The organism is Klebsiella sp. RCJ4, assembly GCF_009025755.1.
Classification (GTDB): Bacteria; Pseudomonadota; Gammaproteobacteria; order Enterobacterales; family Enterobacteriaceae; genus Klebsiella; species Klebsiella michiganensis.
This window is the reverse complement of record NZ_WCIN01000037.1, coordinates 123,689-148,973: the sequence shown is the minus strand read 5'-3', so window position 1 is coordinate 148,973 and position 25,285 is coordinate 123,689. Positions and strand designations below refer to the sequence as shown.

Annotated in this window: 21 protein-coding genes; 9 read left to right on the top strand and 12 right to left on the bottom strand. The window is 57.0% G+C overall.

Annotated elements, in window-relative coordinates:
• Positions 1–16 precede the first annotated feature (16 nt).
• Entirely contained in the window at positions 17–466 is a 450-nt protein-coding gene (gene rplI, locus F8562_RS14195; protein WP_004098003.1) for a 50S ribosomal protein L9, read from the top strand.
• 146 nt (positions 467–612) lie between these two features.
• Positions 613–1,563 (top strand): DMT family transporter, encoded by a 951-nt coding sequence (locus F8562_RS14190; protein ID WP_009652306.1) that lies wholly within the window; start codon positions 613–615, stop codon positions 1,561–1,563.
• Between the two features lie 18 nt (positions 1,564–1,581).
• On the opposite strand, the gene F8562_RS14185 is transcribed toward F8562_RS14190, so the two are convergent.
• Positions 1,582–2,241 (bottom strand): LysM-like peptidoglycan-binding domain-containing protein, encoded by a 660-nt coding sequence (locus F8562_RS14185; RefSeq protein WP_004098005.1) that lies wholly within the window; start codon positions 2,239–2,241, stop codon positions 1,582–1,584.
• 268 nt (positions 2,242–2,509) lie between these two features.
• Between F8562_RS14185 and fklB the strand changes: the two genes are divergently transcribed.
• Positions 2,510–3,130, top strand: coding sequence for an FKBP-type peptidyl-prolyl cis-trans isomerase (fklB, locus tag F8562_RS14175; protein WP_004871077.1), 621 nt, complete (start codon positions 2,510–2,512; stop codon positions 3,128–3,130).
• Between the two features lie 306 nt (positions 3,131–3,436).
• The gene (cycA, locus tag F8562_RS14170) at positions 3,437–4,840 is read left to right on the top strand and encodes a D-serine/D-alanine/glycine transporter (RefSeq protein ID WP_004128150.1); all 1,404 of its coding nucleotides are present in this window, start codon (positions 3,437–3,439) and stop codon (positions 4,838–4,840) included.
• A gap of 114 nt (positions 4,841–4,954) precedes the next feature.
• On the opposite strand, the gene ytfE is transcribed toward cycA, so the two are convergent.
• From ytfE to F8562_RS14150, 4 genes are all read right to left on the bottom strand, one after another.
• Positions 4,955–5,617: an iron-sulfur cluster repair protein YtfE gene (gene ytfE / locus F8562_RS14165; protein ID WP_014227630.1), complete on the bottom strand. Its 663-nt coding sequence runs from the start codon at positions 5,615–5,617 to the stop codon at positions 4,955–4,957.
• Between the two features lie 82 nt (positions 5,618–5,699).
• Positions 5,700–6,671, bottom strand: coding sequence for a DMT family transporter (locus tag F8562_RS14160; protein ID WP_014227631.1), 972 nt, complete (start codon positions 6,669–6,671; stop codon positions 5,700–5,702).
• Between the two features lie 75 nt (positions 6,672–6,746).
• Entirely contained in the window at positions 6,747–7,571 is an 825-nt protein-coding gene (locus tag F8562_RS14155; protein ID WP_004098011.1) for an AraC family transcriptional regulator, read from the bottom strand.
• A gap of 80 nt (positions 7,572–7,651) precedes the next feature.
• On the bottom strand, positions 7,652–8,500 hold the full coding sequence (locus tag F8562_RS14150; protein ID WP_014837199.1) for an SDR family oxidoreductase: 849 nt from the start codon (positions 8,498–8,500) through the stop codon (positions 7,652–7,654).
• A 90-nt stretch (positions 8,501–8,590) separates the two neighbouring features.
• Between F8562_RS14150 and F8562_RS14145 the strand changes: the two genes are divergently transcribed.
• On the top strand, positions 8,591–8,968 hold the full coding sequence (locus F8562_RS14145; protein ID WP_004098015.1) for a winged helix-turn-helix transcriptional regulator: 378 nt from the start codon (positions 8,591–8,593) through the stop codon (positions 8,966–8,968).
• Between the two features lie 52 nt (positions 8,969–9,020).
• Here the strand turns inward: F8562_RS14145 and F8562_RS14140 are convergent, their stop codons facing one another.
• A complete protein-coding gene (locus F8562_RS14140) occupies positions 9,021–10,964 on the bottom strand; it encodes a bifunctional 2',3'-cyclic-nucleotide 2'-phosphodiesterase/3'-nucleotidase (protein ID WP_014837200.1) in 1,944 nt (647 codons plus the stop codon).
• 191 nt (positions 10,965–11,155) lie between these two features.
• Between F8562_RS14140 and cysQ the strand changes: the two genes are divergently transcribed.
• The gene (gene cysQ / locus F8562_RS14135; protein ID WP_042933950.1) at positions 11,156–11,899 is read left to right on the top strand and encodes a 3'(2'),5'-bisphosphate nucleotidase CysQ; all 744 of its coding nucleotides are present in this window, start codon (positions 11,156–11,158) and stop codon (positions 11,897–11,899) included.
• On the opposite strand, the gene F8562_RS14130 is transcribed toward cysQ, so the two are convergent.
• Positions 11,889–12,446, bottom strand: a complete 558-nt coding sequence (locus F8562_RS14130) for a YtfJ family protein (RefSeq protein WP_014837202.1) — start codon at positions 12,444–12,446, stop codon at positions 11,889–11,891. The two genes, cysQ and F8562_RS14130, sit on opposite strands and share 11 nt — an antisense overlap.
• A 322-nt stretch (positions 12,447–12,768) precedes the next feature.
• Between F8562_RS14130 and F8562_RS14125 the strand changes: the two genes are divergently transcribed.
• The gene (locus tag F8562_RS14125; protein WP_004098023.1) at positions 12,769–12,975 is read left to right on the top strand and encodes a DUF1107 domain-containing protein; all 207 of its coding nucleotides are present in this window, start codon (positions 12,769–12,771) and stop codon (positions 12,973–12,975) included.
• Positions 12,976–13,042: 67 nt separating this feature from the next.
• Here F8562_RS14125 and araC read toward each other — a convergent pair whose 3' ends face one another.
• The 5 genes from araC to msrA all read right to left on the bottom strand — a co-directional run bounded on the left by araC (position 13,043) and on the right by msrA (position 19,569).
• Positions 13,043–13,915 (bottom strand): arabinose operon transcriptional regulator AraC, encoded by an 873-nt coding sequence (gene araC / locus F8562_RS14120; RefSeq protein ID WP_004098024.1) that lies wholly within the window; start codon positions 13,913–13,915, stop codon positions 13,043–13,045.
• A 30-nt stretch (positions 13,916–13,945) separates the two neighbouring features.
• On the bottom strand, positions 13,946–15,955 hold the full coding sequence (locus F8562_RS14115) for a beta-galactosidase (RefSeq protein WP_014837203.1): 2,010 nt from the start codon (positions 15,953–15,955) through the stop codon (positions 13,946–13,948).
• 18 nt (positions 15,956–15,973) lie between these two features.
• Entirely contained in the window at positions 15,974–17,206 is a 1,233-nt protein-coding gene (locus tag F8562_RS14110; protein WP_014837204.1) for an oligosaccharide MFS transporter, read from the bottom strand.
• 196 nt (positions 17,207–17,402) lie between these two features.
• Positions 17,403–18,746: a hemolysin family protein gene (locus F8562_RS14105; protein WP_014837205.1), complete on the bottom strand. Its 1,344-nt coding sequence runs from the start codon at positions 18,744–18,746 to the stop codon at positions 17,403–17,405.
• A gap of 184 nt (positions 18,747–18,930) precedes the next feature.
• The gene (msrA, locus tag F8562_RS14100) at positions 18,931–19,569 is read right to left on the bottom strand and encodes a peptide-methionine (S)-S-oxide reductase MsrA (RefSeq protein ID WP_014227641.1); all 639 of its coding nucleotides are present in this window, start codon (positions 19,567–19,569) and stop codon (positions 18,931–18,933) included.
• Positions 19,570–19,778: 209 nt separating this feature from the next.
• Here msrA and tamA point away from each other — a divergent pair, with 209 nt between their 5' ends.
• Together tamA and tamB are read left to right on the top strand one after the other, a co-directional pair.
• Complete coding sequence (gene tamA / locus F8562_RS14095; RefSeq protein ID WP_014227642.1) at positions 19,779–21,512, top strand: autotransporter assembly complex protein TamA; 1,734 nt, start codon at positions 19,779–19,781, stop codon at positions 21,510–21,512.
• Positions 21,509–25,285 carry an autotransporter assembly complex protein TamB gene (tamB, locus tag F8562_RS14090; RefSeq protein ID WP_014227643.1) on the top strand — a complete coding sequence of 1,259 codons (3,777 nt, stop codon included), beginning with the start codon at positions 21,509–21,511 and terminating at the stop codon, positions 25,283–25,285. Before tamA ends, tamB begins: the two co-directional genes overlap by 4 nt.

Here is a 25,285-nt window from a genome sequence, read left to right as displayed (position 1 = left end):
TTGAGAGGATAAGGTAATGCAAGTTATTCTGCTTGATAAAGTAGCAAACCTGGGTAGCCTGGGTGATCAGGTTAACGTTAAAGCGGGCTATGCTCGTAACTTCCTGGTACCACAGGGTAAAGCTGTTCCTGCTACCAAGAAAAACGTTGAATTCTTCGAAGCACGCCGTGCTGAACTGGAAGCCAAACTGGCCGAAGTTCTGGGCGCTGCTAACGCACGTGCTGAAGCAATCAACGCACTGGGCACCGTTACCATCGCGTCTAAATCTGGCGACGAAGGTAAACTGTTCGGTTCCATCGGTACTCGCGACATCGCTGACGCTGTAACTGCAGCTGGCGTTGCCGTTGCTAAGAGCGAAGTTCGTCTGCCGAACGGCGTTCTGCGCACCACCGGTGAGCACGAAGTGGACTTCCAGGTTCACAGCGAAGTTTTCGCTAAACTGGTTGTTAACGTTGTAGCTGAGTAATTTTTTACTCAACTCACGTCGAGACGCCGGCCTTGTGCCGGCGTTTTGCTTTTCTGTCTTTGTCGAATCTTTTCCTGGTATGGTGGCTATTCTTAGCAACTTTCTGGATAATAAAATAAAACACTATTTTATTTCTGGTGAAGTGAATGGACGCACCCTCGATTTTTTCCCGCAAGAAAGTGGCTTATGCCTGCGCAACCCTCTGCTGTCTGCTGTGGGGAAGCTCCTATCCCGCGATTAAAAGCGGCTATGAACTGTTTCAGATTGCCACTGATGATGTGCCGTCTAAAATCGTCTTTGCTGGCTATCGCTTTCTGTTTGCCGGCGCGCTGCTGCTGCTCTTCGCGCTGGCGCAGCGTAAGCCGATTGCCCGCTTGAATCCCCGTCAGTGCGGGCAGCTGGCGATACTGGGCGTCACGCAAACCTCTATCCAGTACGTTTTCTTCTACGTTGGCCTGGCGTTTACCACCGGCGTGAAGGGATCGATTATGAACGCCACCGGTACCTTCTTCAGCGTTCTGCTGGCGCACTTTATCTATCAGAATGACAGGCTGAGCTACAACAAAGCCATCGGCTGTATTGTCGGCTTTGCCGGCGTGATGCTGGTGAACGTTAATCGTTCATTGAGCGATTTTAGCTTTGTCTGGCAGGGTGACGGCTTTGTGGTGCTGGCGGCGTTTATCCTGTCGGCGGCGACGCTGTACGGGAAGCGCATTTCGCAGACGGTTGACCCGACGGTGATGACCGGCTGGCAGTTGGCGTTTGGCGGTCTGGTACTGGTCGGCGGCGGCTATCTGACCGGCGGCACCCTTGAGGTTCACAGCGCCGCTGCTGCGCTGGTTCTGGCTTATTTGACGCTGCTCTCTTCCATCGCTTTTGCGCTATGGAGCGTGCTGCTCAAGCATAACCGGGTGAGCATGATTGCGCCGTTCAACTTTGTGGTCCCGGTCGCCGGCACCGTACTGTCGGCCATCTTCCTCGGCGAGAATATTCTTGAACTGAAATATGCGGTTGCGCTGGCGCTGGTGTGCGCCGGGATCTGGTGGGTGAATAAGCCGGGGACAACATCCGGGAAATCGCCACAGCAGGCCGGGTAAGCTACCCGGCCGTGAGGCCTAACGGACGCGAATAAAGCTGCCGTTCGACTGGCGGGTAAACAGCACCTGCTGGCCGCCGCCAGTATCGATAGTCAGCCCGGTGACCACGCCGCTGGCGTTCTGACGGATCTGGACCGTCTGCCCGGTCTGCAGTGAGCTTAGCGGTTTACCGGCGCCTTCCACCTGGGCCATGGCGTAAACGTCGGTCGGCGGCAGGTTGTGGTCGCGGAACAGCTGCGCGAGAGTTTTCCCCGATTCAATACGGTAGGTCCGCCACTGCTGCTCGATGCCGGGAGTCGACTGCGGTTCCTGATAAGGCTGAGATGCGGTCTGCTGCTGCGGCTGATCCGGCTGCTCATCCTGAATCGGCTCCGGTGCGACCGGCGCCACCTGATCGGCATCGTTGACCGGCGGCGTGTTGGTGATGGGCGGCAGCGGGACCGCCTGATTGCCGGAAGAGGGCTGCGACTGGGATTGCAGGTTGAGATTCGCCTCGCGGCTGGCCTGAACCGGGCTGCTGTTATCCTCGGAAGGGAGCAGAACGCCGATAATTACCAGCAGCGCCCCGGCAATGATGCCGCGGCGGTGCATCGGCGGTAGCGGATCCATGAGGCGAAAATGATCCGGGGCGTGCCAGATCTTCGCCAGGGTAGATGTCAGTTCAAAGCGCCCGGGCATGGCTTTCCTCCTGCTCCGCATATTTTTATCCTGCTCTCTCTAGAGTATAGATGGCTAACTTCCTGAAGGACGAGACAAAGCTATGTTTCGTGAGGTTAACCTTATCTCTCTATTGTTTCTGTTTCCCTTAGATTTGTCATCATCCAGGCGACAAAGTTTTACCCGTCGTGCTATGGCTGATATGCTTCCCACCTCTTTTCTCCGCTCGCCGCCTTTCGCAATTTGAAGGCCCGGGAGCATGAGAATCCCCACCAAAAAAGGAACAAAGATGGCAACCCCAACTTTTGACACGATCGAAGCACAGGCAAGTTACGGTATCGGCTTGCAGGTTGGACAACAGCTGAGCGAATCTGGCCTGCAGGGGCTGCTGCCGGAAGCGCTGGTCGCGGGTATTGCTGACGCGCTGGAAGGTCAACAGCCGCAGGTGCCGGTGGAAGCCGTTCACCGCGCGCTGCGCGAAATCCACGAACGCGCTGACGCCGTGCGTCGCGAGCGTTTCCAGGAAATGGCCGCGGATGGCGAGAAATACCTGGAAGAAAACCGCGAGCGCGAAGGCGTGAACAGCACCGAGTCTGGCCTGCAGTTCCGCGTTCTGACCCAGGGCGAAGGCCCGATCCCGGCGCGTACTGACCGCGTTCGCGTTCACTACACCGGCAAGCTGATCGACGGCACCGTCTTCGATAGCTCCGTTGCGCGCGGCGAACCGGCTGAATTCCCGGTGACCGGAGTGATCGGCGGCTGGATTGAAGCGCTGACCCTGATGCCGGTGGGTTCCAAATGGGAACTGACGATTCCGCACAGCCTGGCCTACGGCGAGCGCGGCGCGGGCGCATCCATTCCTCCGTTCAGCACCCTGATTTTTGAAGTTGAACTGCTGGATATTATCTAAACAGCAGGTGCTTCCTCTCCCGTATGGGGGAGGGAGCCGCTTTAAATAGTGTAAAACCCTTAAGTTGAGCGTTTGGTGGAGCTTTATATTGCATATCTGCTTAATGGGTGTATTTTTGTGAGCTGTTTCGCGTAACCGGAGTGATATAACACTCACTTTAAACATAAAATTAACATTATATCTAAATCATAGTATTCATCCCTCCGATTCTTACCTAATATCGATAAACCCTCGTTCCGGGGTTAATACGAATGAAGGGCCAGTAGAGCCCGAACAACACAGACAGGTACAACAGGAAAAAATCACATGGTAGATCAGGTAAAAGTCGCTGCCGACGAACAGGCTCCGACTGAACAATCGCTGCGGCGAAATCTCACTAACCGGCATATTCAGCTTATTGCTATCGGTGGTGCGATTGGCACCGGGCTGTTTATGGGCTCAGGCAAAACCATCAGCCTTGCCGGGCCGTCAATTATTTTTGTTTATATGATCATCGGCTTTATGCTGTTTTTCGTCATGCGCGCCATGGGCGAACTGCTGCTGTCGAATCTCGAATACAAGTCGTTCAGCGATTTTGCCGCCGACCTGCTGGGCCCCTGGGCAGGCTATTTTACCGGCTGGACCTACTGGTTCTGCTGGGTGGTAACCGGGATGGCGGACGTGGTGGCGATCACCGCCTACGCGCAGTTCTGGTTCCCGGGACTCTCCGACTGGGTCGCCTCGCTGGCGGTCATCCTGCTGCTGCTGGGCCTTAACCTCGCCACCGTGAAGATGTTCGGCGAGATGGAGTTCTGGTTTGCGATGATCAAAATCGTCGCTATCGTGGCGCTGATTGTCGTCGGCCTGGTGATGGTGATGATGCACTTCCAGTCACCGACCGGCGTAGAAGCCTCTTTCGCCCATCTGTGGAATGACGGCGGCTGGTTCCCGAAAGGCATCAGCGGATTCTTTGCCGGCTTCCAGATAGCGGTCTTCGCCTTTGTGGGCATCGAACTGGTGGGAACCACGGCGGCGGAAACGAAAGATCCTGAGAAATCCCTGCCGCGGGCGATTAACTCGATTCCAATCCGCATCATTATGTTCTACGTCTTTGCGCTGATCGTGATTATGTCAGTGACGCCGTGGAGCTCCGTCGTGCCGTCAAAGAGTCCGTTCGTTGAGCTGTTTGTGCTGGTCGGGCTGCCGGCGGCGGCAAGCCTGATCAACTTCGTGGTGCTGACCTCGGCGGCCTCTTCCGCTAACAGCGGCGTGTTCTCCACCAGCCGTATGCTGTTCGGTCTGGCGCAGGACGGACAGGCGCCGAAAATGTTCGCCAAGCTGTCGAAGCGCGCGGTACCGGCGAAAGGCCTGACCTTCTCCTGTATGTGTCTGCTGGGCGGCGTGGTCATGCTGATGGTCAATCCAAGCGTGATCGCGGCGTTTACCATGATTACCACGGTGTCGGCGATCCTGTTTATGTTCGTCTGGACGATTATCCTGTGCTCGTATCTGGCCTATCGCAGAAAGCGTCCGCAGCTGCATGAGCAGTCCAAATATAAGATGCCGCTGGGCAAACTGATGTGCTGGGTGTGCATGGCATTCTTCGTCTTTGTGCTGGTCCTGCTGACGCTGGAAGCCGATACCCGCGAAGCGCTGATGGTGACCCCGCTGTGGTTTGTGCTGCTCGGCGCGGGCTGGCTGTTTGCCGGCAAGAAGCGCCTGGCGAAATAAAAAATCTTCGGCAGCGGTTTTTAACGTTGCTTGCAACGGTCCGTCATAAAAAAGGCCACCCGGGGTGGCCAATAAGACTGACAATGTCGAGGGCGCCTGCGGGCGCCTTTTTATTTACTTTCCGGCGAGGGCACGCGGGAACAGTACGTTATTTTCAAGGCTGATGTGCTCCATCAGGTCATCAATCAGCTCGTTGATGCCGTTGTACATCGCTTTCCATGTAGTGCAGGCTTCCGCCGGCGGCGTCACGTTCTGCGTGATGTGCTTAATCACCTCCAGCAGCTCGCCCGCTTCATCATGCTCGCTTTCCATGACGCTGATAGGACCGCCGGCCTGCGTTCCCATGCCCTGTTTGATCATCGGGAACAGAATCTGCTCCTCTTTCATCATATGGCTGGAAAGCTCCTGGTGCAGCATGGTCAGGTACTTGGTTAAGCCTTTCGGAACGTTGGGTTTGTCGGCGTGAACGCGCTCGACTTTAGTGGCCTGTAAAATCAGCTCCGGCAGCTGCTCGCGATGCCGGTCGTGATAGCGAACGATAATGTGATCGATGATTTCCGCATAGGGCGCAGCCCGCCAGTCGCGCTCTACCGGCTCTTCCGCCAGTTTGGCCAGCTCGGCTTCAATCACCGCGACGTCCAGCTCTTTGCGAGATGCCGCGCGCTCCAGCGTCTGTTTGCCGCCGCAGCAGTAGTCCATATCGTATTGACGGAACAGCGCGGAGGCGCGCGGAATCGTCAGCGCCAGCTCGCCTAAAGGTTGGTCACGGAAAGCCATAGCAGTTACCTCGTCATCAAGAATATAAGTTGTATTTTAAATGCATCTTATGTTCCTGGGAATACCCCTTTAGGATACCAGGCTATTTTTTCTCGCTGACCAGCTCCTGCAGCGCGGGCTTTTCCGGGCGGGCACGCACGGCGGACACCACGCCGAGCACCAGCAGCAGGATACCGCTGAAGGTGAGAAGCGGGGGCAGGCTCTGGCGCAGAATAAAGGTATACAGCAGTCCGGCAAGGGTTTCGAAGACGATCAGCGGCCCGAGGATCACCGTTGGCAGACGCTGGCTGGCAACGTTCCAGCACCACGCGCCGACCCATGAACAGAAAATAGCGATCGCCAGCATCAGGGTGACAAACACCGCCGGGCGCGGGCCGAAGGGGAGCGGAAAGTCCGCGTGCTGGCCGTGCAGCCACCCGCAGGCGATAAGGTATCCGGCCAAGGATACCGGCAGGGTCACCAGCGCCTGCGCGGTGGCCCACATCATCGGCGGTTTATCCGGATTTTCCCGCAGCCAGCGGGCGTTGCGCAGCGCGTACCAGGCCCAGCACACCACCGAGATCAGCGCCAGCGCGATACCGGAGCCGTAGCGCCACGGGCTGAAATCGGGTAAGCCCTGATGCAGCTCGGCGATATTGACGCACGTCAGGCCGAGGGCAATACAGACCAGCGCCGGGAACAGGCGTCGCCACGGCAGCTTACCGTCGCGCTGGCTATAGAGCAGGTTGGCGAAAACCGGCAGCACGACCGGCAGGGTGCCGATGATCATCGTCGATACCGGCGCGCCGGTACGCTGAATCGCGCTGGCCAGGCAGACGTAATAGATTAAGTTGCCCATCATGGTCAGCCCCAGCGCCGTCCACCAGTCTTTCCCGGTGAGCTGGCGCAGCCGCGCGCGGCCCAGCCAGGCCAGCGGCAGGGCGATCAGCCCCAGCGCCAGATAGCGCCCCATCGACTGTAAAACCGCCGGGTATTCCGGCACCAGTAAAGGACCCACGAATATCAATCCCCACATCAGCCCTGCCAGCAGGGCGTACAGCACACCACTAATCATCACGCCTTCCATTACTCTTTTCGTTGGCAACAGTGTAGGCGAGCCAAAAGCGGGAATATTGTATGAGGTTGCGCATTAGCGCGGGAGAACCTGCTTTTGATAACGCACCGGCGTAATGCCGTAGCGGCGGGTGAACGCGCGGGTCAGGTGCGACTGGTCGGTCAGCCCGGCGGCGAGAGCGACGTCGGCGGCGGGCATGCCGTGGGTGAGAAACGCTTTAGCGCGCCACAGGCGAATCGCCATCAGCATCTGGTGCGGCGTAACGTGGAAGTGCGCTTTGAACTGGCGCTGGAAATGGTACGGGCTCAGCGCCGCCACCTGCGCCAGCTCATCGAGGGTCACCGTACGCATATAGTTATCGTGCAGATAGTCGCGCACCCGCTCGAAGCGGTGGCGGGCTTCGGGCAGCGCAGCGGCGTGATGGGCAAACGGGCGGAAGGTATCGATCAAATCCAGCAGCAGACCCTGCTGCGCCAGCGGATCGTCAGTATGCCACAGGCCGTAGATGAGATTGCCGATTTGCCGGGAGCGCAGGGGATCCTGACGCACCACCTCGCTGAACCACCAGTGGCGCACGCCGGTCACCTCTTCCAGCGTATCCGGGTCGAGATAAATCATCCGATAGCGCCAGCCGTCGGCGGTCTCCGCCTCGCCGGTGTGCAGTTCATCGGGATTCATGGTGACGATAGAGTTGACCGAAGCCACGTGCTGGCTGCCGCGATAGCGAAAACGCTCGGCGCCGAGCTCTATCGCGCCGATACCAAAGGCTTCATGGGTGTGCGGTTCAAAGGCGTAGCGGGAGATATGGGCATGGTACAGCTCAACGCCGGGCAGCTGCGCCAGATGGCGAAAGCGCGCGCTGTCTCTTTCATCACTGAACTGTTCTGGTACGCCTTGCATGCGATAACTCCCGACGGATATCCGTGCATTATTGAGGATGGCCCGCCGGGATGCTACAAAAATTAACCAGCCTGTAACTTTTACAGGATGCCTTTGATGCTATCAGCGAGGGTGGTGGTCGGGCGGCCAATCAGCGCGCTCAGGGTGCGGCTATCGTCGAACAGACCGCCTTTGGACGCGCCGGTATCAGAATCCGCCAGCATGTCAGCCAGGCCAGCGGGCAGGCCTACGCCCTTCAGCGCGGCGGCGAAGTCGGCTTCGCTGAGGTTTTGATACACCACGTTTTTACCGCTTTGTTTGCTCAGCTCAGCGGCAAGTTCGCTGAGGGTCCACGCTTCATCGCCCGCCAGCTCGTACACTTTTCCGGCATGGCCCTCTTCGGCGATAACGCGAGCGGCGGCGGCGGCGTAGTCCGCGCGGGTGGCGGAGGCGATTTTGCCGTTACCGGCCGCGCCGATAAATACGCCATGCTCAATCGACGGCGGCGCGCTGGCAAGGTAGTTTTCGGTGTACCAGCCGTTGCGCAGCAGGGCATACGCAATGCCGGAGTCGGCGAGCATTTTCTCGGTGGCGATATGCTCATCCGCCAGCCCCAGCGGGGAGGTATCGGCGTGCAGCAGGCTGGTGTAGGCGATAAATTTCACGCCGGCGGCTTTCGCCGCGTTAATCACGTTGCGGTGCTGGACGGCGCGCTGGCCAACTTCGCTGGACGAGATCAGCAGCAGTTTGTCCACGCCCTGCAGGGCGGCGGTCAGCGCGGCTTCATCGCTGTAGTCGGCCTGACGAACCACTACGCCCTTTTGGCTCAGCGATTCAGCCTTCGCCGGGTTGCGCACGATAGCCACAACCTGGCCTGCGGGGACGGTAGTTAACAGATTTTCCAGGACGTGCTGGCCAAGCTGGCCGGTTGCGCCGGTAATTGCGATCATAGGTCTTCTCCTTCGTGTTCATTGGCAGTTGTGGTAAGCTAACACCTTAACTAACTTTTAGTAAGTACGTACAAAAAGGTAAGTATGAATATGGCGAATCTGACGCTGAGCGAGCAGCTACGCAACGGCAACCTGTTTGCCGAACAGTGCCCCTCGAGGGAAGTGCTCAAGCACGTGACCAGCCGCTGGGGCGTACTGATTTTGGTGTCCCTGCGCGATGGCACCCATCGGTTTAGCGATCTGCGGCGTAAGATCGGCGGCGTCAGCGAAAAGATGCTGGCCCAGTCGCTCCAGGCGTTGGAGCAGGATGGCTTTCTTAACCGCGTGTCGTACCCGGTGGTACCGCCGCACGTTGAATATAGTCTGACTCCGCTCGGTGAGCAGGTGAGCGAGAAGGTGGCGGCGCTGGCGGACTGGATTGAGCTGAACCTGCCCGCGGTTCTGGCGAACCACGAACAGGTAGCCTGAGGAGGATGTCAGGATAGCCCCGGTAAGCGCAGCACAACCGGGGAACCGGCAATTATTTACTCAAATCCAGCTGATAAATGGCAAAGCCGATATCGTCGGTAGCCACCTGGCGCATCGGGTATTGCGCTTTCTCTTTGATAAACGCCGCGGCCTTATCGCCCGGTGAGGTTTCAAAGCGAATATCCAGCGGTACGGTGCTGTGGATCGGCGCCAGGCGCCAGTTGTTATCCGCCGCCGGATGGATCTCGCCGTTTTTCTTCGACTCCGCGCCAATCCACGCCGCCAGCACCGAGCGGTTTTCATCCGGCGAGGCGAACGCGATATGATCCTCACCGGTGCCCTGGAATTTACCGCCGTAAGCGCGGTAGTTATTGGTCGCGACGAGGAAAGTGGCGTTCGGATCGATTGGCTTGCCGTTAAAGGTCAGGTTTTTAATTCGCTCGGCCTGCGGATTAACGGGTTGACATTCGCCGTCATAGCGCGCCGGCTGGGTGATATCGATCTGGTAGTTCACGCCATCGATGACATCGAAGTTGTAGGTGCGAAAGCCGTCCCAGTTAATCAGCGACTGCGGCTTGCTGCTGCCGGGATCAATCTGATTGAACTGCCCGGCGGAGCACTCCAGCCACTCTTTAACCTCTTTACCGCTGACTTTCATCACCACCAGGGTGTTGGGATACAGGTAGAGGTCGGCGGCGTTGCGGAAGGTGAGCTGCCCTTTTTCCACTTCAACAAAGCTGGCGGGGTCATTTTTGCGTCCGCCGACTTTAAACGGCGCGGCGGCGGAGAGTACCGGCAGCTTCGCCAGATCCGGGTCGCCCTGAATATAGTGCTCAACGTAGGCCTTCTGGGCCATATTGACCACCTGCACGGTCGGATCGTCCTGCACCAGCGCCAGATAGCTGTACATATTGTCCGAGGATTGACCAATCGGTTTGCCGACAAACTCGCGGGTGGCGTCATGGTCGGCTTTTAGTACCGCCACCATGTTGCTGTCTTCTGCCGCCAGCGATTTCTTCGCCACCGAGTCGTAGATCGGCCGCGCTTCGGCTTTCGCTGCGCTGACCTGCCATTTACCGCTGTCGTTGTTCAGAACCAGATCGACCACCCCAAGGTGATCGCCCCACATGCCCGGCATCACTGCCGGTACGCCGTTCAGCGTACCTTTCGCGATATCTGCGCCTTTGATACCGGCAAAATCTTTGCTCGGGAAGACGGCGTGCGCGTGGCCGAACATAATGGCATCGACCCCAGGCACCTGGCTTAAATAGTAAACGGAGTTCTCCGCCATCGCCTGATACGGGTCGGCGGAAAGGCCGGAGTGGGCAATGACCACCACCACGTCCGCGCCTTTCTCACGCATTTCCGGGACAAACTTGCGCGCGGTGGCGGTAATGTCGTTGACGGTGACTTTGCCGCTGAGATTGGCTTTATCCCAGGTCATAATCTGCGGCGGTACGAAGCCGATATAGCCAATGCGCAGGGTCTGCGTTTTGCCGTCGCTATCCTGTACCTGGGTATCCTGAATCAGATAAGGCGTAAACATCGGTTGGCCGGTTTTGGCGTCAATAATATTGGCGTTCACGTAGGGGAATTTTGCCCCGGCCAGCGCTTTGTGCAGGAAGTCGAGCCCGTAGTTAAACTCGTGGTTGCCGAGGTTACCTACGACATAATCCAGGGTATTCATCGCCTTGTAGACCGGGTGAACATCACCTTTTTTCAGTCCCTTCGCCGCCATATAGTCGCCCAGCGGGCTGCCCTGAATAACGTCGCCGTTATCGACCAGCACGCTGTTTTTGGCTTCCTGGCGCGCTTTCTCAATCAGGGTTGCGGTGCGCACCAGGCCAAATTTTTCCGTGGCGCTGTCTTTGTAATAGTCAAAGTCCATCATATTACTGTGCAGATCGGTGGTTTCCATGATCCGCAAATCGACCGTCGCCGCATTTACGCTGGCGGCGATCAGCGTGGCCAGCAGCGTTGCGCTAAACTTAATCATCAGTGGCGTCCTTTTTTATGAGCAATGGCACAGAAGAAAATGTATTTACATTCTGTTGCTTACAGAAATGTGAATCATGCCAGAAAAGCGGTGAAGGAAACCGCCATCGTTATCACAGATAGCGGAACTCACAATGATGCGATATAAATAAAACAACGAGTTAACGCCACTGTAACCAGACGAGGTGGAGAATGTTAGAACAAGTATGTCAGCTAGCACGGAACGCGGGCGATGCCATCATGGAAGTTTACGATGGAAAACAGCCGATGGACGTTGCCAGCAAGAAGGACGATTCTCCGGTCACGGCCGCGGATATTGCGGCGCACAAGGTGATTATCAGCGGCCTGCTGGCGCTGACGCCCGATATTCCGGTTCTGTCGGAAGAGGACACGCCGGCCTGGGAGGTGCGCCAGCACTGGCAGCGCTACTGGCTGGTGGACCCGCTGGACGGCACCAAAGAATTTATCAAGCGCAACGGCGAGTTTACCGTCAATATCGCCTTGATTGAAAACGGGAAGCCGATCCTTGGCGTGGTCTACGCGCCGGTGATGAAGGTGATGTACAGCGCGGAAAAGGGCAAAGCGTGGAAAGAGGAGTGCGGCGTTCGCAAGCAGATTCAGGTCCGCGATGCGCGTCCGCCGCTGGTGGTGATTAGCCGCTCCCACGGCAATGACCCGGAGCTGCAGGAGTATCTGGAGCAGCTTGGCGAACACCAGACCACCTCAATCGGTTCGTCGCTGAAGTTCTGTCTGGTCGCCGAAGGGCAGGCCCAGCTTTATCCGCGCTTCGGGCCGACCTCCACCTGGGACACCGCGGCCGGTCATGCGGTCGCCAGCGCCGCCGGGGCGCACGTTCACGACTGGCAGGGGCGTACCCTTGATTACACGCCGCGTGAATCGTTCCTCAACCCCGGCTTCCGGGTCTCTATTTATTGAGCAGCTTGTGCAGCAGGACAACCACCTGCTGCACCTCTTCCTGGCTAAGCGCGCCGTCTTTAGCCCACTGTACGCGGCCGTCTTTATCCAGCACCACGATGGCCGAACTCTCTTCATTAAGCTGCCACGCTTTGCGGACCACACCGTTGCTGTCGACGATAAACTGCGACCAGGGGTAGAGCTGCTTGTTGCTCTCAATACTGCTGCGGACAAACATGCCTGAACCCGGGATAGCGTCATCGGTATTGACGATAGTGGTGGTTTGATAGCGATCGTGCGGGAGCTTCGCGCTTTTAATCGCTTCAATCAGGGTCGCGTTTTTTTCTTTTGCCGACGAGCGCCCGGCAATATGCTGCACGACGCGCACTTTCCCCACCAGCTGCGCGCTATTCCAGCTTTTATAGCTAAACTTATCGTTGTTCAGTACCAGCTCCCCCCGATCCGCGACGCCGACCGGCGCAACGCGCTGACCATCGACAAAGTTATGCGCCGACGCCATCAGCGGGAACAGGAGACATGAAACGGCCAGTAATCTACGTAGGGTCATGGTGTTTCCTTTTATTATCTGTGCAGGTGATCCGACCACTTGGTCTGCTTTAATCATAAGTGCGATTTATGGGCATTACCCGCAATGATGGTGCCAGTTTGCGTGTTGACGCACAATTCCGTCTAAAATCGGCGACTTATACTACCTTCATCGGATGCCTGAAACGAAAACTCTGAATTATTGTCATCATAAGGTAAATAAACTTATACAAACTGGGTATCACTCAGATTCTGGACTATAGTTTCAGGGCATTAAAATTTGCGATTCCGGTACGTGGGCTAACTGTGGCACCACAGGAGCGTAACCCTGGCAGGAGACAACAATGAAAATTTTCCAACGCTACAACCCGCTACAAGTAGCGAAGTACGTGAAGATCCTGTTCCGTGGACGTTTGTATATCAAGGACGTTGGCGCTTTTGAGTTTGATAAGGGCAAAATCCTTATCCCGAAGGTTAAGGACAAGCTGCATTTGTCAGTGATGTCTGAAGTCAACCGTCAGGTGAGCCGTCTGCAAACAGAGATGGCATAGCCTGAAAAGAGGTATGACTACACGGTAAAAAGGCGGCTCCCTAAGGGAGCCGTTGATGTTTCTGGACCTATCCCTTCATTTCCGCATAGCGTTTACGGTACTCGCCCGGGGGAATGCCGTTATGTTTACGGAAAATGCGCGTGAAATAGACCGGGTCTCCGTAACCTACCGACAGGGCGATTTTGTTAAGCGGCAGGGAGGTGCTCTGGATCAGCCACCTCGCGCGGTTGATGCGCTGCGCCTCGCGCCAGGCGTAAACCGTTTGCCCCAGCTCATTTTTGAATAAATGCGCCAGCCGCGAAGGGGAGAGAAAAACCATCGCCGCCAGGGTCTCGATCTTCATCTCCTGGGCAATATGTTCGTTAAGATAGTCGCACACGGCGTTAATCCGCGGGTCGTGGGCGTGGCGGTTGCTGATGGGCTGTCGCTGAAAGCAGTTCAGGATCAGGCGCTCCAGCGCATTCATCGCCAGCGCCTCCGACAGCGGGGCGGAAGCGGAGTGGTGGCGGATAACTTCATAGAACAGATCGCGCAGACTCTGCAGCTGCTCAGGATCGTTGACCGTGGTTTTACCAATGCCGTGGGTCGTTTGATCCCATTTTAGCCAGTCTATCCAGTAGGGCCGGGGGATGAAGTAGATCCATAAATGATCCCAGTATTCGCTGTGTTCATCCCGTCCGTAATGGTGGGGAACGCCGGGCGGGAAGAGCAGCAGATCGTTTTCACGACACAGAAGGGAGCCGTCTCCCGCTTTCGCGCGCGCCTGGCCGCGCAGCGTCAGATTGATGATGTAACCTTTCATCCCCTGCGGGCGGTTTATGTAGTAGTCCAGCTTTGAGCCGCGGGTGATGGGGGTAAAGCCGGCGACGACCCAGGCGTTGAAGGTAAAGGTCTTCATCAATGGCGAGAAGTTCAGTAGCTCATTGATATCCAGTTCCATCGTTTCTCCCGCCCGAGCGCCGCCGCCCGCTTAACTTTCGATGATAGTAAATTCCCATGCTTTGAGGCGCAACGGCTGGCCGCAGCTAACTTTTTCCCCGCTCAACAGCGCGTTGCCCGATGTCTCGCTGATAAACGCCTGCGGTTCGCCGGAGTAGTTGAACAGGAAGTGGATGCTGTTGCCGTTTCGGTTGCGCATCTTTTTGACCACCAGCGGATAGCGGTAGGCCGATGTACGTGAACGCAGATCCAGTCCTGCGGTCAGCCGATCGAACAGCTGGCTAATCAGCGTTTTCTGCGGCAGGAAGCCAACGTAAATGGCCCGACCCTGAGCGTAATCCGCCTCGGTGGCGGCGGCATAGTCGCCCCATGCCGGATGCTGATAGCGCAGTAGCGTACGGGTACCGGCGTCCGGCGTCAGCAGCTCCATCCACAGCTCGGCCTGATTGTCTTGACGGCAATCAATGTCCGCGCTGCAGGCGCTTACCGTGGTTTCTTCCGGCAGGGTGAATTGACTGTAGCTCACGCCGCAGCTCTCGCGCAAAATTCCCGGCTGCGCGCCGCTGCGCACCTTCACGTTTTCATCGCTAAAGCCCGATTTAAAGCCGATCAGCGCTCTGCCGCCCTGCTCGATATAGCGGTTGATGCGCGTCAGCAGGCCATCATCGGCGGCGTAGAGTCCGGGTACGATCAGCGCGCGGTAGCGCGCGGTTTCCTCGTTAACGTCGTGGATAATATCGAGGCTGATATTGTGGTCGTACAGCGCATCGTGGAAGCGGCGGAAAATATCGTTATAAATATTGCCCTGCGCGTCGCCGGGACGGAACTGGTTAAGGGCGTCCATCGCCTCATTGCTTATCAGCAGCGCGACGTCGTTTTCTGCCTTCAGCTCCGCCAGCTGCGGCGACAGGCGGGCAAAGTCAGCCCCGATAGTGGTGGCCTCCTGCCAGGTCGCGTTGCGCGAGAAGTCGTGGCTTAACAGCCCCTTCCAGTAGGTCTCGAACGCGTTATGAATCGAATGCCAGTGCCAGTAAGAGACCATTGCCGCCCCCGATGCCACGTGGCTAAAAGCCTGCAGGCGCAGCTGGCCCGGATAAGGTGTCCACTGGGCAAAGCCCTGCGCCTGGGTTTCCAGCACGAAGTAATTCTTACCCTGCTTTAGCGAACGCGTAATGGCGCCGCCAAACGCGATTTCTCGCCCGGTCAGGTGTTTCTGGCTCGGGTGATAGATATCGACACCGGCAATATCCAGCGTCTGCGCCGCCGCAAAATGGTCAACTCGCGGCTGCACGCCGTAGGAGTAGCCGCGCCATTCAAAATCGAAGTTGTGGGTGACGAACTGATGCGGCTGGGCATATTCGCGCACGATCTCCGCCTGCCAGGCGAGATACTCCGTCACCTGCTGGCGCTGGTAGCGGGAGAACGCGCAGGCGAGGCTGGCGTTGATAGTGTTTTCGACCGGCGGAAAATCCTGCCAGCTATCGATGCGGTTGCTCCAGTAGTCCAGACCAAAATCGTTATTCAACCGGTCAAGATCGGGGTATTTTTCCCGCAGGCTGCGTACAAAACCCTCCTGCATATGGCGGCCGATATTATCGTAATGCTTGGTTTCGTTATCCAACTGCCAGCCAATAATCGCCGGATGGTGCTGCACGTGCGCCATTAGCGTACGGATAATCTTTTCGGCATAGCGGCGAAAGGTCGGGTTGACGATATCCATAATCTGGCGCGGGCCATATTTTTGCTGCCCGTTGACGGTAGTGACCAGAATATCCGGGTGCTTCGCCGCCAGCCAGGCCGGGACGGCGTAGGTTGGCGTGCCGATAATCACCGCGATCCCCGCTTTATGCATGGCATTCAGCACCCGGTCGATATGGTAGAAGTTATATTCGCTCTCCCGGGGCTCCAGCGTACTCCAGGTCGATTCGGCAATCCGCACCACGTTAATGCCCGTTTCCTGCATTAAGGCGATATCTTTCGCCAGCCGATCTTCCGGCATATATTCATCGTAATAGGCCACGCCATAAAATAAATCAGACATACAGGTTACCTCCTTAAATTAATGCGCGGGCGCCGGCTGCGGGGCAAAAGCGCGCGCTTTGTCCAGCGTAATAAATGAAATCAGCGTAAAGCACAGGGCGATACCGCCGAGCACGATATAGCTGCTGGTAAAGCCCATGCTCTGGTACATATGACCGATGCCGGTAGAAAGGAAAATAGAGCTAAAGCTTTTCGAAAACTGGAAGCCGATTAAATAAACCGTGGCCGAAAGCAGCGGGTTGAAGTTGGCCGTAATATATTTCAGCGCGGCGACGAGTAATACCGAGCTCTCAAAACCGTGCAGCAGTTTAATCAGGCTAATGGACACCGGACCCATAGCCCAGGCCGAGCCGATAATGCGCAGACTCATGATCATTCCGCAGTACAGCAGAGCATTTTTCGGGCCGATTTTATTCACGAACCATGGGGCGAAAAACATCACGACCGCATCAAGGAAAATCTGACCTGTGGTTAAATAGCCGAAGACTTCCGCGCCGCGCGCTTTGCTCTCAAAGAAGTGGCTGTAATAGATGGCGAACTGCTGGTCGTAGGTTTCATATACCGCGCCGACGCCGATCGTGTAGATCGCGAAGAACCAGAATTTCTTCATTTTCAGCAGCGAGGTGGCGTCGCTCAGGGTGACCGGCGAGGCTTTACTGCTGTGTATCGCGCCTTGTTTATTCGCGCTAATCTGCATTTTCCAGACAATGACCAGCAGGCATACGCCGGCACCGCTGGCCAGCCAGAAAATCATGTTCTGGTCGATCCCGTAGAGCTTGCCTGCCGCGAAGGTGCCGATAGCCGCGCCAATGCCGCCAAACATTCTGGCGCGACCAAACTCAAAACCGGAAGCGCGGCTGACTTTATCAATGTAAGCTTCGCAAATACCGCAGCCTGCGCCATAGGCCATGCCAATATAGATGCCGCCCGCCAGCGCCCCGAGAAAAACGTTAACTTTTAATAATGGGGCAAAGACGTAGATCCAGTAGGGGGCAAAGAGGGTAATAATGATGGCCAGCAGCCACATCAGGTTTTTACGATAGACCAGCCTGTCGGATATAAAACCGAATAGTGGTTGAACGCAAACGGCAATAATCGCGGTAAAGGAATAAACCAGACCGACGTCAGTGTAATTAATGCCGATGGTTTCCGTTAACCACAATGATAAATAAGGATAGCAGCATCCCCAGCCAATAAAGAAGAACAGGAAGAACAGACAGCTTATATAGTAGTTTTTATTTGATTCTATCATGGTAACCCTCGCTTCCTTTATTCAGGAATATGATCGTGTAGACGCGAGCAAAGTTACCTTTTTGCGCAGAGGGGAGTCATGAACGTTTCGCTGTGGAGCAGTAAAAATCTGCTATTGCCCGAGGGGCGTGAGCAGCCTCACATTCGGGCAATAAAAAAGGCGGATTTTCATCCGCCTTGTCGGTTCGTCAACGGTTTTACGCTGACTCTTTATCACTGTTGGCCGCGTCCGGCAGCTTGGGCACCAGCACCGTCGGCTTATTGTCGATACGGGTCACCAGCAGCTGATCGATGCGGTAGTTGTCGATATCCACCACTTCGAACTTATAGCCGGAGAATTTCACCGCGTCGGTGCGCTTGGGAATTTTACGCAGCATAAACATCATAAAGCCGCCGATGGTCTCGTAATTGCCGGACTGCGGGAAATCATCGATATCCAGCACCCGCATCACGTCGTCGATCGGCGTTCCGCCGTCAATGAGCCAGGAGTTTTCATCGCGCGCGACGATCTGCTCTTCCAGCCCCTGGCCGACGAGGTCGCCCATCAGGGTGGTCATCACGTCGTTCAGGGTGATAATCCCGACCACCAGCGCATATTCGTTCATGATCACGGCGAAGTCTTCACCGGCGGTTTTAAAGCTTTCCAGCGCTTCAGACAGCGTCAGGGTATCCGGGACAATCAGCGTATTGCGAATCTGCACGCCGCCGGTCAGCACCAGACTCTGGTTTGCCAGCACGCGGTTCAGCAGGTCTTTGGAGTCAACGTAGCCGATGATGTGGTCGATATCTTCATTACAGACCAGGAACTTGGAGTGCGGATGCTCCGCGACCTTATTCTTCAGGCTCTGTTCATCTTCGTGAAGATCGAACCAGATGACGTTTTCACGCGAGGTCATCGATGAAGGCACGGTGCGCGATTCCAGTTCGAATACGTTCTCAATCAGCTCATGCTCCTGCTTACGCAGCACCCCTGCCAGCGCGCCGGCTTCCACCACGGCGTAAATATCATCGGAGGTAATGTCGTCTTTACGCACCATCGGAATTTTGAACAGGCGGAAGATATTGTTTGCCATGCCGTTAAACAACCACACCAGCGGGCGGAAGAGAAACAGGCAGAAGCGCATCGGGTTGATGATGCGTAAAGCGACGGCTTCAGGCGCGATCATACCGATGCGTTTCGGAGTCAGGTCAGCAAACAGAATGAACAGGCTGGTGACCAGGGTAAAGGAGATAATAAAGCTCAGCTGCTCGGAGAGCTCCGGGGATATATAGCGGCTAAAGAGGCTATTAAACGCCGGCGAAAATGCCGCATCGCCGACGATACCGCCGAGAATCGCTACCGCGTTGAGGCCGATTTGCACCACGGTAAAGAACATCCCGGGGTTTTCCTGCATCTTCAGCACGCGTTGAGCGTTGATGTTGCCGTCATCGGCCAGCAGCTTGAGTTTGATTTTACGTGATGCGGCCAGCGAGATTTCCGATATCGAAAAGAACGCACTGACGGCTATCAGACAAAGTATTACTAAAATACTGTTTAACATATCTTATCTGACCGTTGAGATCAGATCCTCGGAAGGGAAGTGGATAACGCTAAGTGGAATTCACAAAAAGCCGGTCCGAAGGCTCTGGACCGGCGATAGCACGGCGTAGTATAGCGTAAGGTACTGTAAAGCCGCCAGAGCGTAAATTATTCAATCCGGCGGCCTGCCCTACGGTGCAGCCGCATCAGGCCTGCGGCGGCAAACAAACCCCAATTCCGCCAATGCCGCAGTATCCGTAGGGATTTTTATGCAGATACTGCTGATGATCGTCTTCCGCATAGTAGAACGGCTTCGCCGTCGCGATCTCGGTTGTGATAGTGCGCGGGTCGTTGGCTTCATTCATTGCCGCCTGGAAACGCGCCAGGCTGGCCTTCGCCGCCTCGCTCTGCTCAGGCGTTAGTGGATAAATCGCGGAGCGATACTGCGTTCCGCGGTCGTTACCCTGCTGCATGCCCTGCGCCGGGTCGTGATTTTCCCAGAATACCTGGAGCAGCTGCTCATAGCTGATAACCTGCGGATCGTAGACCACGCGCACGGCTTCAGCATGGCCGGTCTCGCCGCTGCAGACTTCGCGGTAGGTCGGGTTGGGCGTATAGCCGCCGGTATAGCCGGCGGCGGTGCTATAAACGCCGGGCAGCTGCCAGAACAGGCGTTCAACGCCCCAGAAGCAGCCCATGGCGAACAGAGCGACTTCCATTCCTGCGGGAACGTTGGTCATCGAGTGACCATTGACGGCGTGGAGCGTAGCCACCGGCATCGGCGTGTTGCGTCCCGGCAGCGCGTCCGCTTGGGCGACAAGATGCGTTTTATCAAATAGACTCACGGTGGGCCTCTCAAAACAGAAAATGTGGTTAAGGTTGTAACCAAGCGTGTCTTTGAACACAATAAACGCGCTTAATACGTCTAGATTTAAACATAAGAATTATTTGGGATAACGTCTATTTTTCAACCCTTAGTTGTTAGGGTTTTGTTAAGCCGTGGAGCGGCACTTTCGTTTCCTTCGGGGGGAAACAAGGATATTCAGGAGAAAAAGTGCTACAAATCCGCCAGTTATGTATCGCCAGCGTTTTGCTGGTCAGCGGGGTCGCCAGCGCAGCGAGCGTGCGTTTGCAGGTTGAGGGACTATCCGGGGAACTGGAAAAAAACGTCCGCGCCCAACTCTCTACGATCCAGAGCGATGAAGTCACGCCGGACCGGCGCTTTCGCGCGCGCGTTGATGATGCTATCCGCGAAGGACTGAAAGCGCTGGGCTACTACGAACCCACGATTGATTTTGATTTACGTCCGCCGCCGGCGAGGGGGCGTCAGGTGCTGATCGCCAAAGTCACGCCCGGCGAACCGGTGCGCATTGGCGGCACTGACGTGATTTTACGCGGCGGCGCCCGAACCGATCGCGACTATCTGGATTTGCTAAACACGCGCCCGGCGATCGGCACGGTCCTCAATCACGGTGATTATGACAGTTTTAAAAGCTCTCTGACCCGGGTTGCGCTGCGTAAGGGCTACTTTGACAGCGAGTTTAATAAAAGCCAGCTTGGCGTTTCCCTCGACCGGCATCAGGCCTTCTGGGATATCGACTACAACAGCGGCGAGCGCTACCGCTTTGGCCCGGTCACTTTTGAAGGCTCGCAAATTCGCGACGAATATCTGCAAAACCTGGTGCCGTTTAAGCAGGGCGACTACTACACCTCGCAGGATTTAGCCGAACTTAACCGCCGCCTGGCGGCAACCGGCTGGTTTAGCTCCGTCGTGGTGGCGCCGCAGTTTGACAAGTCCCGCCAGACGAAAGTGCTGCCTTTGCAGGGCGTGGTCTCTCCGCGTAAAGAGAACACCGTGGAAACCGGGGTTGGCTACTCAACCGACGTCGGGCCGCGCGTCAAAGGCACCTGGAGAAAGCCGTGGATGAACTCCTACGGCCACAGCCTCACTTCCAGCCTCAGCCTTTCCGCCCCTGAACAGCAGCTTGATTTCAGCTACAAGGTACCGCTGTTAAAAAGCCCCCTGGAGCAGTACTACCTGATGCAGGGCGGCTTTAAACGTACGGATCTCAACGATACCAAATCTGACTCCACTACCCTGGCCGTTTCGCGCTACTGGGAGATGTCGAGCGGCTGGCAGCGCGCGCTGAACCTGCGCTGGAGCCTTGACCACTTTACCCAGGCCAACGTCACCAACACCACCATGCTGATCTATCCCGGCGTGTCGGTGAACCGTACCCGTTCGCGCGGCGGCCTGATGCCGACCTGGGGCGATTCGCAGCGCTATTCGGTGGACTACTCCAACACCATGTGGGGCTCGGATATTAACTTTATTGTGATGCAGGCGCAGGACGTCTGGATCCGCACCCTTTATGACCGCCACCGCTTCGTGGTGCGCGGCAACCTCGGCTGGATTGAGGCCGATAACTTCAGCAAAGTCCCGCCGGATCTGCGTTTCTTCGCCGGCGGCGACCGCAGCATTCGCGGTTATAAATACAAATCTATCTCGCCAAAAGATGACGACGGCAAACTGATGGGGGCCTCGAAGCTGGCTACCGGCTCGCTGGAGTATCAGTACAACGTGAGCGGCAAGTGGTGGGGCGCGGTGTTCGTCGATAGCGGCGAAGCGGTAAGCGATATCCGCGAAAGCAACTTTAAAACCGGCGCCGGCCTCGGCGTGCGCTGGCAGTCTCCGGTTGGGCCAATCAAGCTGGATATCGCCAGACCGATCGGCGACAAAGAAGAGCACGGTTTACAGTTTTACATCGGTCTGGGGCCTGAATTATGAGTTTATGGAAGAAGATAAGCCTCGGCGTACTGATTTTTCTGCTGCTGCTGCTGGGGACGGTAGGATTCCTGGTGGGGACGACGACCGGCCTGCATCTGGTTATCAAAGCCGCCGATCGCTGGGTCCCGGGGCTGGAAATCGGTAAAGCCACCGGCGGCTGGCGCGATCTGACGCTGGAGAACGTGCGCTTTGAGCAGCCGGGCGTGGCGGTCACCGCCGGCCAGTTCCATCTGGGCGTTAAGCTGCGCTGCCTGTGGGACAGCAGCCTGTGCGTCAACGATATCTCCCTGCGCGATATCTATGTGGCGATCGATACCAGCAAGATGCCGCCAGCGGCGCCGGTTGAAGAAGAAGAGAGCGGGCCGCTGAATCTCTCCACGCCTTATCCCGTCACCCTGAGCCGGGTGGCGCTGCATAACGTCAACGTAAAAATTGACGATACCGCCGTCTCGGTGCGCGACTTTTCCACGGGGCTTAACTGGCAGGAGAAAAACCTCACCCTGACGCCGACCTCGCTGCAGGGGTTGCTCATCGCGCTGCCGAAGGTGGCGAAGGTGGCTCAGGAGCAGGTTGTCGAGCCGAAAATTGACAACCCGCAGCCGGAAGAAAAGCCGCTCGGCGAGACGATGAAAGAGCTGTTCTCGAAACCGGTGCTGCCGGAAATGACTGACGTCCATCTGCCGTTGAATCTTAATATTCAGGCGTTCCGCGGCGAGCAGCTGCGTCTCACCGGCGATACCGATATAACCATCTACAATCTGCTGCTTAAAGTCAGCAGCATCGATGGGCAGATGAAGCTGGACGCGTTGGACGTGGACTCCGACCAGGGGAAAGTCACGGCTTCCGGTAACGCGCAGCTGCAGGATAACTGGCCGGTCGATATCACCCTCAACGGTACGCTGAATATTGACCCCCTGAAGGGCGAGAAAGTGCAGCTAAAAGTGGGCGGCGAAGTGCGTAAAAAGCTCACGGTCGGCGTCGATCTGAATGGTCCAGTCGCGATGACGCTGCGCGCCGAAACGCAGCTGGCTGAGGCCGGCCTGCCGCTGGATATGGAGGTGAAAAGCAAGCAGCTCTACTGGCCGTTTACCGGCGAGAAAGCGTATCAGGCTGACGATCTTCTGCTGAAATTTAACGGCAAGATGACCGACTACACCCTGGCCTTTAGCACCGCGGTGAAAGGGCAGTCGCTGCCGCCAGCGAAGATTAACCTGAACGCGAAGGGCAACGAGCAGCAGGTAAATCTCGATAAGCTCACCGTCGCCGCCCTCGAAGGGAAAACCGAACTGAAGGCGCTGCTCGACTGGCAGCAGGCGATCAGCTGGCGCGGCGAACTGACGCTTGACGGTATCAACACCGCTAAAGAGGTCCCGGACTGGCCGTCGAAGCTCAACGGTCTGATTAAGACCCAGGGCAGCCTGTACGGCGGCAGCTGGCAGATGTCGGTGCCGGAGCTGAAAATTACCGGTAACGTGAAGCAAAACAAAGTCGATGTAAGCGGATCGCTGCAGGGCAACAGCTATATGCAGTGGAAAATCCCCGGCCTGCATCTGGCTTTAGGCCCTAACAGCGCCGACGTGAAAGGCGAGCTGGGGGTCAAAGACCTTAACCTCGACGCCACCATTGATGCGCCGCATCTGGATAACGCCCTGCCGGGCCTGGGCGGGACGGCGAAAGGGCTGGTGAAGGTTCGCGGCACCGTCGACGCGCCGCAGCTGCTGGCGGATATCACCGCCCGGGCGCTGCGCTGGCAGGAGCTGTCGGTGGCTCAGGTGAACGTGAAGGGCGATGTGAAATCCACCGACCAGATTGGCGGTAACCTTGACGTACGCGTTGACCGTATTAGCCAGCCGGGCGTGAATATCAGCCTGGTGCAGCTCAATGCGAAGGGCAATGAGAAGCAGCACGACCTGCAGCTGCGGGTGCAGGGCGATCCGGTCTCCGGGCAGCTTTCGCTGGCGGGGAGCTTTGACCGCAAAGCGGAGCGCTGGAAAGGCACGCTGAGCAATACCCGTTTCCAGACCCCGGTGGGGCCGGTGGCGCTGACGCGTGATATCGCGCTGGATTACCGCAACCTTGAGCAGAAAATCAGCATCGGCCCGCACTGCTGGACTAACCCGAACGCCGAGCTGTGCGTACCGCAGACCATCGACGCCGGCGCGAGCGGGCGCGCGGTGGTGAACCTCAACCGTTTCGATCTCGCGATGCTCAAGCCCTTTATGCCGGAAGCGACCCAGGCCAGCGGCGTGTTTAGCGGTAATGCCGATGTGAGCTGGGACACCACCAAAGAGGGGCTGCCGCAGGGTAAGGTCACCCTGAGCGGGCGTAACGTGAAGGTGACGCAGACGGTCAACGACGCGCCGCTGCCGGTGGCTTTCGATACCCTGAACCTCACGGCCGATCTGCACAATAACCGCGCCCAGCTGGGCTGGCTGATTCGCCTGACCAACAATGGCCAGCTGGACGGGCAGGTGCAGGTCACCGATCCCCAGGGCCGACGCAATCTGGGCGGTAACGTCAATATCAGCAACTTCTCGCTGGCGATGATCAACCCTATCTTCTCGCGCGGTGAAAAGGCGGAAGGGAGACTGAACGCGCGTCTGACGCTGGGCGGTAACGTCCAGAGCCCGCAGCTTTTCGGTCAGATGCAGCTGAACGGCGTGGATATTGACGGTAACTTTATGCCGTTTGATATGCAGCCGAGCCAGCTGGCGATGAATTTTACCGGTACCCGTTCGACCCTGCAGGGGACGGTGAACACTCGCCAGGGACAGATTGCGCTCAGCGGCAACGCCGACTGGACGCAGATTGACAACTGGCGCGCGCAGATTGCGGCGAAGGGCAGCCGGGTGCGGATAACCGTGCCGCCGATGGTGCGCCTGGATGTGTCGCCGGACGTGGTCTTTACCGCCACGCCAAGCCTGTTTAACCTGGATGGCAGCGTTGATGTGCCCTGGGCGCGAATCGTCGTCAACGAAGTGCCGGAAAGCGCCGTTGGGGTCTCATCTGACGAAGTGATGCTGGATAAAAATCTGCAGCCGATTAAGCAGCAGAGCGCCGGTATCCCTATCAACAGCAATCTAACGATTCACGTGGGCAACAACGTTCGTCTCGACGCCTTTGGTCTGAAAGCGCGTCTGACCGGCGATTTGAAAGTGGCGCAGGACAAACAGGGGCTGGGGCTCAACGGGCAGATCAACATCCCGGAAGGGCGTTTCCATGCCTACGGCCAGGATCTGATCGTGCGTAAAGGCGAGCTGCTGTTCTCCGGTCCGCCGGATCAGCCGCTGCTGAACATCGAAGCCATTCGTAATCCGGACGCCACCGAGGACGACGTTATCGCCGGCGTTCGCGTGACCGGCTCGGCCGATCAGCCGAAAGCGGAGATTTTCTCCGATCCGGCGATGTCGCAGCAGGAAGCGCTCTCTTACCTGCTACGCGGGCAGGGTTTAGGCAGCGGACAGAGCGATAGCGCAGCCATGACTTCAATGCTTATTGGTATGGGGGTTGCACAAAGTGGTCAGGTTGTGGGTAAAATCGGCGAGACGTTTGGCGTAAGCAATCTGGCGCTGGATACCGAGGGAGTGGGCGACTCCTCCCAGGTGGTGGTCAGCGGCTATGTACTGCCGGGTCTGCAGGTAAAATATGGGGTAGGGATCTTTGACTCCCTGGCGACGTTGACGTTACGCTATCGCCTGATGCCTAAGCTATATATGGAAGCTGTGTCTGGCGTAGACCAGGCTCTCGATTTGCTCTATCAGTTTGAGTTTTAG